Genomic DNA, 11,511 nt, shown 5'->3' with positions numbered 1-11,511 from the left:
GCGCAGCACGTTGGCCGCCCGGATGAGGTGCGGGCGGCGGTCGACGGGCACCTCGAAGCCGCCGTGCCGGAAGACGAGCCCGTCGCGCTCGTACGGCCGTGCCGCCGCGACCCGGGCCGGTTCGATCTCGATGCCGACCACGCGCGCGTGGGGCGCGACGGCCCGCAGTCGCCCCAGCAGCTCGACGGCCGTCCAGGGGGCCGCGCCGTAGCCGAGGTCGACGGCGACCGGGGCGCCGGCGCGGCGCAGCTCGGCGCCGTGCGTGGCCGCGATCCAGCGGTCCATGCGGCGCAGCCGGTTGGGGTTGGTCGTCCCGCGGGTCACCGTTCCCACGACGGGGGCCGCCCCGCTCGAGCGAAGCCGAGCGTGGGGGCGGGTGGTGGCGCGGGATGTCATGCCTTCGAGGGTAGGCGCAGGTGAGGGCCGCACCGGACCGCGCGGTGCCACGCGACCGACCCTCGAACGGTTGAGCGAGAGTGGGTAATGATTCGGCAAAGACCGGCGGGGTGGAAATGGAGCGGCCAGCTCCGGTGTTCCCCCTCGTGGAGGGCCCGCACGTCCTCGCGCAGGCATGCCCGCAGCAAGGAGGAACGGCACGTGAGCCAGTACATCGGCAGGCTCGGACGTCGCTCCCCGGCAGCGCCCCCGCGCCTGCGGCTGCACCGCAGGCCGCGCCGCGTCGCGATGCTCTCCGTGCACACCTCCCCGCTGCACCAGCCCGGCACGGGCGACGCCGGCGGCATGAACGTGTACATCGTGGAGCTGGCCCGGCGGCTCGCCGCGATCAACATCGAGGTCGAGATCTTCACCCGGGCGACCGCCGGAGGCCTGCCGCCCTCCGTCCAGCTCGCGCCCGGCGTCCTCGTCCGGCACGTCGACGCGGGCCCCTACGAGGGCCTCGCCAAGGAGGAGCTGCCCGCCCAGCTGTGCGCCTTCACCCACGGCGTGATGCAGGCCTGGGCCGGCCACCGCCCCGGGTACTACGACCTCGTCCACTCCCACTACTGGCTGTCCGGCCACGTCGGCTGGCTCGCCGCCCAGCGCTGGGGCGTCCCGCTGGTGCACGCCATGCACACCATGGCCAAGGTCAAGAACGCCAGCCTCGCCGACGGCGACACCCCCGAGCCCGCCGCCCGGGTCATCGGCGAGACCCAGATCGTCGCCGCCGCCGACCGGCTGGTCGCCAACACCGACGAAGAGGCCGGCGAACTCGTCCGGCACTACGACGCCGACCCCGCCAAGGTCGCCGTCGTCCACCCCGGCGTGAACCTGGAGCGCTTCACCCCGGGCGACGGCCGCGCCGCCGCCCGCGCCCGCCTCGGACTGCCCCAGGACGCCCTGATCCCCCTCTTCGCGGGCCGCATCCAGCCACTGAAGGCGCCGGACGTGCTGCTCCGCGCGGTCGCCGTGCTGCTGGACCGGCACCCCGAACTGCGCTCCCGCATACTCGTCCCCGTCGTCGGCGGCCCCAGCGGCAGCGGCCTCGCCAAGCCGGAGGGCCTGCAGAAGCTCGCCGCCCGCCTCGGCATCGCCGACGTCGTCCGCTTCCGCCCGCCCGTCGACCAGGACCGCCTGGCCGACTGGTTTCGTGCGGCGTCCGTGCTGGTCATGCCGTCGTACAGCGAGTCGTTCGGCCTGGTCGCCATCGAGGCCCAGGCGTCCGGTACGCCGGTCCTCGCGGCCTGTGTCGGCGGCCTGCCCGTGGCGGTCCGCGACGGCCGTACCGGCGTCCTCGTGCAGGGCCACGACCCGGCGGCCTACGCGCGCGTGCTGCACGACTTCGCCGCCGACCCCACCCTGACCGACCGGATGGGGGCGGCCGCCGCCGCCCACGCCCGCGCGTTCGGCTGGGAGGCGTCCGCCGCGGCCACCGCGGAGGTCTACACGGCCGCGCTGCACGCCCACCGGCGTCGCGTACGCTCGCTGCATGGGTGAGTCCATGGGTGAGGCACAACGGCAGGCCGCGCAGATCATCGAAGGCGTCCTGAAGGACGCCGGGCTGGAGTGGGAGGGCCCGGAGCCCGGCCACTTCGTGGTCAAGCTCCCCGGCACCCGCAAGCTGTCGACGACCGTCTCGCTGATCGCGGGCAGACACTCCCTGTCCCTGAACGCGTTCGTCATCCGCCACCCCGACGAGAACGAGGCCTGCGTCCACCGCTGGCTCCTGGAGCGCAACCTCAAGCTCTACGGCGTGAGTTACGCCGTCGACCCGCTCGGCGACGTCTACGTCACCGGCCGGCTGTCGCTGGCCGCCGTCACCCCCGAGGAGGTCGACCGGCTGCTCGGCCAGGTCCTGGAGGCCGCCGACGGCGCCTTCAACAGCCTCCTGGAACTGGGCTTCGCGAGCGCGATCCGCCGGGAGTACGAGTGGCGGGTGTCGCGCGGGGAGCCGACGCGGAACCTCGACGCGTTCGCGCACCTGATCGAGCGGTCGCGGGACTGACCCGGGACTAGCGGCGGCCTCTCCCGGGGGGCGCCTGGCGCTGGACGGGCATCCTGAGAGGGGCCCTGCGCTGGACGTAAGCCAGGAGCTTGTGGGACTCGCGGTGCTTGCCCTGGGCGGCGAGCGTGACGGCCAGGGCCCGGGTCGCGTTGTCGGCGAGGACGTTCTCGGCGCCCAGGATCCGGTGGATCCGGCGCCTGAGGTCCCGCAGGTGCTGCTCCGCCTCGGTGTTGCGTCCCATGCCGTGCAGGCTCATCCCGATGCCGAGGTCGCACTGGAGGGAGTTGGGGTAGTCCGTGCCGTACACCTGCACATGCCGCGTCATCGTGTCCGTCAGCAGGGTATGGGCGTCCGCCGGGCGTCCGCAGGTGGCCAGGACGAAGCCCAGGCTGGTGGTCAGTTCGAGAGCGTAGGTGTGGCTCTCCCCGAAGTTGCGCTGCAGCCGCTGAAGCGTGTCCTTGATGAGGTGCTGTGCCTCGGTGTGGCGATTCAGGGCGGTCAGGGCCATGGTGAGGCCGTGCGCGGCGCTCAGCGTCTCCGGGTGGTTGTCCCCCATGGCGGCGCGGGCACGCTCGTGCGCGTCGACAGCCTTGCGATAGGCCTCCTTGTACCTGCCGAGGTAGACGAGCAGCACGGCGATGTCACGCAGGAAGCGCGGCGTTTGCGGGTGGTCTTCGCCGAGTGTCGCGCCGTGGCGCTCGAGCACGTCTTCGGCGACGCGCAAGCCCTCATCGAATCGGCCCAGGATGGTCAGTGCGCGGGCCACTCCGTGGGCCGCATGGAGTGTGGCGCGGTCGTCCTCGCCCAGTAAGCGTGTCCGGCGCTCCCTGACGTCCTGATGCAGGGCGAGTGCGTCGGCGTACCGGCCGACGCTGTGCAGCGCCGTGGCGAGGTCGTTCATGGACTCCAGCGTGTCGGGGTGGTCCTCACCCAGGGCCGCACGTCGGCGCGCCAGGATGTCACCGACGCGCTCCAAGAGGTCCGGGTGGTAACCGAGCCCTTCCTCCGCCGCGGTCTCCACGCTGGCGGCACGCAGGGTGTCGGTGTGGTTCTCGCCCAGGCTGGAGGCCCACTGTGCGCGCAGGCCGGCGGCGAGTTCCCGGGCGGCATGCAGTTGAGCGCTCTGGGCGAGGTACTTGGCGGCGGACAGCAGCAGCGGCCGCACCCGGGTCCGTTCGCACAGGACCGGCATCCCCGCCGTCAGATGCGGAGTGAGGGCCGACCAGCGCGGCCATGACTCGGGCAGATCCGAATCCCCGGGATCCACGGCGGTGAGCAAGGTGACCACGTCGTCCCACAGCGCGTCCCGCCGGCCGGCTGCGATCCCGTCCCGCACCACTGCCTGGGTGAGCCGGTGCACCTGGAACGCGTCCGGGCTGACGACGGCCAGCCCGTAGCGGGCGAGCGGATGCAGTGCCGGGAGGGGCCAGCGGAAGTCCCCCGGGTCGCCGTGCACGGTCGCGAGCCGGTCGCGTGCCGCCACCAGCCACGCCGTCGGAATCGGCTCGGGCCCGAGCAGCGCCGCGAGGCGCAGCACGGCCGTCGCGTCCGGGTGGTCGGCTTCCAGCCGCTCCATGGCGATGGTCACCGTCGCGGCGAGTGTGGCCCGGTAGTCGTGCACCTTGCCGTGGTCGAGCAGTTGGGCGGTGTTCGTCTCCAGGACCCGCAGGTACTGGTCGACCGGCATGCCGTCGCCCAGGGCGCCCGCCGCTTGCGCCAGCGCGAGCGGCAGGTCGCCGAGCGCCTCGGCCAGCGCGGTCGCCTGCTCCTCAGCCAGGGAGGGCAGCTGGCCGCGCAGATAGGCCAGCGACTCCGCCCTGCTGAACACCCCCAGCGGCAGCCCGGGCACGATCTGCTTCCAGCCCGGGTTCCGGGAGGTGATCAGCACGTGCCCGGGCCCGTCGGGCAGCCACGCCTCCAGCCGCTCCGGCTCCTCAGCGTTGTCCAGGACGATCAGCCATCGCTCCCGCGACCGCAGGTGGTCCAGCGCGTAGCGGGCGTTGAACTCCACACCGGCATCCGGCTTGCCGGCCCCGACGCGGGCGGCGAGTTCTGCGTAGTGCACGGGGATCTGGTCGGCCTGTTCGGCGTCGATCCACCAGACGATGTCGTAGTGCTCGCGGAACCGGTACACGTACTCCAGCGCCACCTGTGTCTTGCCGATGCCGCCCGTGCCGTGCAGCGCCTGTACGGCGGCGTGCCGCTCCGCGACGAGTTTGTCCCGCAGGTCGGCGATCACGTCGTCCCGGCCCGTGAAGTGCGGATTGCGTCGCCTCCGCACCTCCCACACGGCCGATGCCGAGGCGATGGCGGGAAAGCGCGGCTGCGGACCGGACGCGGCCGTCGGGGGGTACGCCGGGGGATGTTCGGGGCGGCCCCGGCCACGGACCGCCTCCGTGAGCGCCTTGACCGCCTCCGCCTCGTCGGGCAGTTCGTGCAGGTCCACCTGGATCCGCGAGGACAGGAACGCCGGCAACTGGCCCTGTTTCAGCGGCTCGACCACCACGGGGATGAACCGCCCCCCGCGGGCGACGGCGGCCCGCCACTGCTCCTCGGTGTACCGGCCGGGCTCGAAGTAGTGCGGGGAGAGCACGGCGACGACGGCGGAGGCCTGTTCCAGCGCCTCGTTCATCCTGGTCACGAAGTCGTCGCCGGCCCGCCAGTGCCACAGCCCCAGCTCGACCCGGTACCCGGCCTGTTCCAGGTGCCAGGCGGTCCACTGGGCCCACTGGTCGTCCCGCTCGGCATGGCTGACGAAGATCAGTTCGGACTCGTCGGGCATCCGTGTCTCCCACCCCGGCGGCCCCAAGGGGCCGTGTGCGGCACGTACTTCTCCATCGTGCCGTACGGGACGTGAGACGTACGCCCTTCCGTGTGCGCCGGTCTCAGGCCACTTCGGTCGCGGGCCGGGGCGCGGCCGGCGCCGGCGCCGCGGCCGGCTGCTCCGGGGTCTCCTCGGGGGGCAGCCGCCGCATGAGCAGCCCGTACCCGAGCCCGGCGACGGTCCCGACGGCCGCGCACATCGCCCACAGCCACTCGGCGCCGTACCGGTCGATGACGTATCCGGACACCAGGGGGGCGACGAGCCCGGCGACGGCCCACGACATGGTGTACATGCCCTGGTAGCGCCCGCGCCCGTGGACGGGGGAGAGCCGTACGACGATGCCGGTCTGGGTGGGCGCGTTGACGATCTCGGCGAGGGTCCACACGCAGACGGTGAGCGCGATCGCGCCGACCGATCCGGCGAAGGCGGTGAGGCCGAAGCCGTATCCGGCGAGGACGGAGGAGATCACCAGCAGCCGGCGCGGGTCGCGGTGCTGGATGAAGCGGGTGACGGGGATCTGCAGGACGACGATGAGGACGCCGTTGACGGCGATCGCCAGGCCGTACTCGGCGGGGGTGAACCCGGCCTCGCCCATCGCGACCGGCAGTCCGACCGAGCCCTGCTGGAAGACCATCGCGACGAGGAAGGACAGGCCGACGACGCTCATGAACCGCCCGTCGCGCAGCACGGTGCCGAGCCCGACCTCCTCGGCGGCCTTCTCGACCGCGGTGCGCTCCGGCCGGGACTCCGGCAGCTTCACGAAGACGAGGATCGCGCAGGCCATCGTCATCGCCGCCTCGATCAGGAAGCCGGCGAGGTAGCTGGACTCGGCGATGAAGCCGGCGGCCATGGAGGAGACGGCGAAGCCGAGGTTGATCGCCCAGTAGTTGAGGGAGAAGGCGCGCACCCGGTCCTCGGGGCGCACGATGTCGGCCATCATCGCCTGTACGGCGGGGCGGGAGGCGTTGGAGGCCATGCCGACCAGGAAGGCGAGGGCCGCGATGGCGACGGGGTCGTGCATGAAGCCGAGCAGCGCGACGGACAGGGCGGTCGACGACTGGGCGATCAGCAGGGTGGGCCGCCGCCCCAGCCGGTCGGTCATCACGCCCGCGCCGAGGGAGGAGATCACCCCGCCGAGGCCGTGCAGGGCGACGACGAGTCCCGCGTAGGAGGCGGAGTAGCCGCGGTCGAGGGTGAGGTAGAGCGCCATGAAGGTGGCGACGAAGGCGCCGAGGCGGTTGACCAGGGTGCTGGTCCACAGCCACCAGAACTCGCGGGGGAGCCCGGAGACGGTCTCCCGTACGGCACGTCTCAAGGTGGCTGACGACATCGCGGATCCCCCACAGCGGTAAGCAGCTCAACCGGCGGCCACAACTTACAAACGTGGCCGCCGGATGCGCCACTCAATTGACGGGGAGCGTCAAACGTGACTGGCGGGGGACGACCGGCGCGGTCCGCTCGAAGCGGCTCGGGAACGGGAACTTCCGCTCCAGGAAGGCGTGGATGGCCGCCTGCGCCGCCGCCCGGTCAGCCGGGTCGGTGTCCACGTCGTTCAGGCAGAAGAAGTCGACGTCCTCCCCGGCCGCGAGCCGGGCCAGCCGCCGCCGCATGTCCGGGGTGCCCAACTGCACATAGCGGAAGCGGTAGTCCGCCGGGACGGCCCGGCCGGTCGCGATCGCCCAGTGGTGGTGGAGCGTGGACGCCGGGGCGACGTCCGTGGTGGAGCGGAAGCGGGAGTACGAGGTCCGCTTCAGCTCCTCGATGTCCAGGCCCTCCATCTCCCGCATCACCGCGCGCAGTTGCGGGTGCGGCGTGTGCAGCGACTTGTGCCTGATCTGGCGGCCGTGGAAGCGCCGGATCACCTCGCGGGTGTTCTTGCCGGCCGAGTTCGGCGCCGGCTCCAGCGGGTGCGGATCGCCGACGCCCAGCTTCAGCGGGGACAGCGGTATGCGGGCGATGCCGTTGCCGTGGAAGAAGTGCTCGGCGCCGACCGGGCGGTTGATGAAGACGTCGTCGTTGAAGTACAGGTAGTGGTCCGACAGGCCCGGTATGTGGTGCAGCCGGCTCTCTATGGCGTGCGAGTTGAAGACGGGCAGCGCGTCCGCCGGGAGGATGTCCCGGTGGTCGACCACCGTGATGCCCTCCGCCTCCGGGTCCAGCCAGGACGGGACCTGGGAGTCGGTCACCAGATAGACGTGCCGGACGAACCCGGCGTACATCTCCAGCGAGCGCAGCGCGTACTTCAGCTCGTCGTGGCTGGTGTAGCGGGACGCGCCGGTCTCGCGCGGGGCGATGACGTTGTCGGACCGCTCCTGGTGGGCGCGGCGCTTCGCCGCCATCGCCGGGTCGTCCCCGTCGACCCAGGTGTAGACGGCGTCGACCGGGAAGGTCACCTCGTCGATGCCCGGCTCGGCGAACGCGGCGAACGTCGGGATCGTGCGACGCGGGCCCGGCACCTCGGCCGGCTGCTGCGCGGCCGGCGGGACCACTTCCGAGACCGGGTTGCGGCGCGGCGCCACCAGGGACTCGCCGAACACGTCCGGCAGCTTGGCGCCGGGCACGGTGAGATACCCGGGCTCGGCCTTCAGGTCCCGGCCGTGCCGCCAGAACTCGATGTCGCAGCCGGACTCCAGACCGCTGAGCACCTGCCCCGCGGGGCCGAGGCGCACCTCACCGGTGCGGAGCACCGGCGCCCGCCGCAGCGCCTTCGGCAGCTTCCCGTCGGCCCACAGGGCCGCGCCGGCCACGGTGCCGTCCGGTTCGACGAGACCGACGAACCGGGCGGTACCGGCGAAGTGCTCCGCGGCCCGCGCGAGGACGGCGGCGCGGTGCGTCTCCGCGACACCGATCACCTGCCGCGCCCCGCCGGCCCCCGGCTCCCGGGGGACCAGGAAGTACGGCGCCCCGGCCGCGTCCAGCACGGCGCACACCTGCTCCAGGTCGGCGGCGGCGGCCTCCGCGGCGGTGTACCCGGCGACCGTACGGCCGTACAGCCGCGCCGGACCGAGGACGGTCCGGCGCAGCCCGGGGAGGGCGGCGCGCAGCCGGCGGCGGGCCGGGGCCGCGCGCAGCGCCCAGAGCCGGGCGGCCGCCCACAGCCGCAGGCGCAGCAGCAGGTCCCGCAACGCCCGCAGGCCCGGCAGCGTCACGAGGCGGTGACGGATGTCCATGGCCGCGGCCTGCTCAGTTCTGCTTCTCGTAGGGGCTGGGGAACGGGAAGTAGTTCTCCAGGAACTGGTGCATCCGGATGCTGACCTGCTCGCGCTCCTCCGGCGGCACGTCGACGTCGTTCAGGCAGAAGAAGTCGAAGCGGCGGGTGTTGCGCAGGTCGGCCAGGCGCTTCTCGGCGTCCGGGCGGCTGATGTTCACGTACCGGAAGCTGAACTTGCCCGGCACACCGCGGCCCGTCATCAGGGCGTACTGGTAGAGCAGCGGGGCCGTCATGGCGATGTCGGTCGGCGAGCGGAACCGGGACGCCGTGGTGCGGGCGATGTCCTCCGGGAACAGCTCCTCCAGCGCGCGCAGCGCCCCGCGGTCCTGCGGCAGCGGGGTGTGCATGAAGTTGTTCGTCGTCATCCGGCCGAACTTCTCCAGCAGCAGCCGCCGCACGTTCTTGCTGGCGGAGTTGGTGGCGGTCTCCTCGGCGTGCGGCTTGCCGATGCCGATCTTCAGCGGGGAGACCGGGACCCGCATCAGGCCGCTGCCGTAGAAGAAGTGCTCCGGGGTGATCCGGCGGCCGACGAAGACGTCGTCGTTGAAGTACAGGTAGTGGTCGGACAGGCCCGGGATGTGGTGCAGCCGGGTCTCGATGGCGTGCGAGTTGAAGACCGGCAGGACGCCCTCGGGGAAGATGTCCTTGTGGTCGACGACGGTGATGCCCTCGACGCTGTCGTCCAGCCAGTGCGGCTTCTGCCCGTCGGTGACGATGTAGATGTGCCGGACGAAGTCGGCGTACATCGCCAGCGAGCGCAGCGAGTACTTCAGCTCGTCGTGGCTGGTGTAGCGGGACTCGTTGATCTCCTTGTCCAGGATCTCGGCGGTGCCCTTCTCCTGGTACTTGGCCCGCTTGGCCCGCATCGCGGGCTCCTCGCCGTCCACCCACGTGTAGACGACGTCGACCGGGAACGTGACGCGGTTCACGGTCGGCAGGGTCAGCGGCAGGAAGCTCGGCAGCTCCCGGTCGCCCACCCGCACGGTGACGGGCTGCTGCTCGTCGGCGGGCAGGACGTCGGTGACGCCGTTGTTGCGCGGCGTGACCAGCGACTCGCGGAACACGTCCTCGGAGGCCTGCGGCTGCACCTTGGCCAGCCGGCGGGGCCCGTCCTCGGACTCCAGCAGCTCGGCGCCGTCCTCCCAGAACTCCACGTCACAGGCCAGCTCGGGGCCGGCGAGCAGCTGGCCCTCGGGACCGAGGTGGTTCTCGCCGATCCGCAGCACGGGCGCGGTGCGCAGCGGCGAGGGCAGCACGCCGTCCATGAACAGCGCAGGGTTCTTGAGCTGCCCGCCGGGCAGCGGCCGGCCGATGAACACGGCCTTGCCCGCGTTCTGCGCCTCCAGGGCGGCGAGGAACCGCTCGCGGTCGGCCGCGTTGACCCCGACGGTGTGGCGTATCCGGGAGGTCGGGACCAGGAAGTAGGAGATCCCCTCCTGCTCCAGCGCGGCGACCACCAGGTCGAGGTTGGAGGCCGCCGCCTCCGCCGCGGTGAAGCTGGTCACCACCCGTCCGTACAGGTGCTGGCCGCGCACGGCCACCGGGCGCAGCACCGGATCAGTGACCGCCGCCTTGCGGCGCCGCCGCATGGTACGCAGCTGCCACACCCGCTCGGCGGCCTTCCGCTCGACTCGCGGTTTCATCCGCCGCGCAAAGGAACGCACGGTCACGTTCTGTGCTCCTCTTCACTGACCCCGACAACAGACTTCCCCGCCAACCCTGACAGGTGAGCGTGAGTAAAGGTTGCGGAGGAATTCACTTTAAATTAAAGGGAGCGAGACGAATCACACAGGGGTTCTTCGCTCCGCCCGGGACGGCGCCCCAGCGCCGCCACGGCCCCGAACCAGCTTAGGTAGGCTCGAAGCCATGGCCGACGCACCGTACAAGCTGATCCTCCTCCGCCACGGCGAGAGCGAGTGGAACGAGAAGAACCTGTTCACCGGCTGGGTGGACGTCAACCTCACCCCGAAGGGCGAGAAGGAGGCGACGCGCGGCGGCGAGCTGCTCAAGGACGCCGGCCTGCTGCCCGACGTGGTGCACACGTCCCTCCAGAAGCGTGCCATCCGCACCGCCCAGCTCGCGCTGGAGGCCGCGGACCGCCTCTGGATCCCGGTCCAGCGCTCCTGGCGCCTGAACGAGCGCCACTACGGCGCCCTCCAGGGCAAGGACAAGGCCCAGACCCTCGCCGAGTTCGGCGAGGAGCAGTTCATGCTGTGGCGCCGCTCCTACGACACCCCGCCGCCGCCGCTGGACCGCGACGCCGAGTACTCCCAGTTCTCCGACCCCCGCTACGCTACCCTCCCGCCGGAGCTGCGCCCGCAGACGGAGTGCCTGAAGGACGTCGTCGTCCGCATGCTCCCGTACTGGTTCGACGCCATCGTCCCCGACCTGCTGACCGGCCGCACGGTGCTCGTCGCCGCCCACGGCAACAGCCTCCGCGCCCTGGTCAAGCACCTCGACGGCGTCTCCGACGCGGACATCGCGGGCCTCAACATCCCGACCGGCATCCCGCTCTCCTACGAGCTGGACGCCGACTTCAAGCCGCTCAACCCCGGCGGCACCTACCTGGACCCGGACGCGGCCGCGGCGGCGATCGAGGCCGTGAAGAACCAGGGCAAGAAGAAGTAACCAGGCCGTTATCCCAGCCGTCGCCGGCGGGGCGCCTTCCCCGCCGGCGCGGCCATGGGCATCGTCACACCGACAGCGGCACCGGATGGACCTCGTCCGCCTTGTGCCCGGCCCGTTCGTGGATCCGCTGGACGGCCTCCGCGGACGGGGCCTCCGAGAGGCAGTAGACGACTCCGGACTCCGGATCGGCCCAGGCCTGCTTGAAGTGGACCTGTTCGTCCCGCTCGATGGCGAGGTCCGCCTGGTGGGCCTCGTGCAGCTGGTCGGCGGTGATGCCCTTCATGTTGTGGTGGACGTCCATGAACTCCGGCACGGCCCCCACCTCCTTCTTCCGAGGTCCCCTTCCATGCTGCGCCGAAGGGCCCCCGGCAGCACGCCGGGGGCCCTTCGGTGTCGTACGTCGGC

The 11,511-nt window shown here is 72.0% G+C and carries 8 protein-coding genes and 1 pseudogene; 3 read left to right on the top strand and 6 right to left on the bottom strand.

The genetic code is table 11. The annotated features are described in order from the left end of the window. Positions 1-396: pseudogene (locus tag CCN42_RS09495) on the bottom strand (class I SAM-dependent methyltransferase); the annotation flags it as partial. A 201-nt stretch (positions 397-597) separates the two neighbouring features. Between CCN42_RS09495 and mshA the strand changes: the two are divergent. Together mshA and CCN42_RS09485 are read left to right on the top strand one after the other, a co-directional pair. Next, entirely contained in the window at positions 598-1,935 is a 1,338-nt protein-coding gene (gene mshA / locus CCN42_RS09490) for a D-inositol-3-phosphate glycosyltransferase (RefSeq protein ID WP_086734531.1), read from the top strand. A 4-nt stretch (positions 1,936-1,939) separates the two neighbouring features. Beyond that, positions 1,940-2,443: a type III secretion system chaperone family protein gene (locus CCN42_RS09485; protein ID WP_422641151.1), complete on the top strand. Its 504-nt coding sequence runs from the start codon at positions 1,940-1,942 to the stop codon at positions 2,441-2,443. A gap of 7 nt (positions 2,444-2,450) precedes the next feature. Here CCN42_RS09485 and fxsT read toward each other — a convergent pair whose 3' ends face one another. From fxsT to CCN42_RS09465, 4 genes are all read right to left on the bottom strand, one after another. Further along, the gene (gene fxsT / locus CCN42_RS09480; protein ID WP_086734527.1) at positions 2,451-5,225 is read right to left on the bottom strand and encodes an FxSxx-COOH system tetratricopeptide repeat protein; all 2,775 of its coding nucleotides are present in this window, start codon (positions 5,223-5,225) and stop codon (positions 2,451-2,453) included. A 103-nt stretch (positions 5,226-5,328) separates the two neighbouring features. Beyond that, positions 5,329-6,597: an MDR family MFS transporter gene (locus tag CCN42_RS09475; RefSeq protein ID WP_086734525.1), complete on the bottom strand. Its 1,269-nt coding sequence runs from the start codon at positions 6,595-6,597 to the stop codon at positions 5,329-5,331. 73 nt (positions 6,598-6,670) lie between these two features. Further along, on the bottom strand, positions 6,671-8,437 hold the full coding sequence (locus CCN42_RS09470) for a stealth family protein (protein ID WP_086734523.1): 1,767 nt from the start codon (positions 8,435-8,437) through the stop codon (positions 6,671-6,673). 13 nt (positions 8,438-8,450) lie between these two features. Continuing rightward, a complete protein-coding gene (locus CCN42_RS09465; RefSeq protein WP_086734521.1) occupies positions 8,451-10,148 on the bottom strand; it encodes a stealth family protein in 1,698 nt (565 codons plus the stop codon). Positions 10,149-10,344: 196 nt separating this feature from the next. Here CCN42_RS09465 and CCN42_RS09460 point away from each other — a divergent pair, with 196 nt between their 5' ends. Then, positions 10,345-11,106: a phosphoglyceromutase gene (locus CCN42_RS09460; RefSeq protein ID WP_086734519.1), complete on the top strand. Its 762-nt coding sequence runs from the start codon at positions 10,345-10,347 to the stop codon at positions 11,104-11,106. A 64-nt stretch (positions 11,107-11,170) separates the two neighbouring features. On the opposite strand, the gene CCN42_RS09455 is transcribed toward CCN42_RS09460, so the two are convergent. Then, on the bottom strand, positions 11,171-11,419 hold the full coding sequence (locus CCN42_RS09455) for an SCO4226 family nickel-binding protein (protein ID WP_086171244.1): 249 nt from the start codon (positions 11,417-11,419) through the stop codon (positions 11,171-11,173). Between the last annotated feature and the right edge of the window lie 92 nt (positions 11,420-11,511).

Source organism: Streptomyces glaucescens (assembly GCF_002154375.1).
In the GTDB taxonomy this organism is placed as follows: Bacteria; Actinomycetota; Actinomycetes; order Streptomycetales; family Streptomycetaceae; genus Streptomyces; species Streptomyces glaucescens.
The sequence above is the reverse complement of the archived record's forward strand: the minus strand, read 5'-3'. Positions and strand labels throughout refer to the sequence as shown.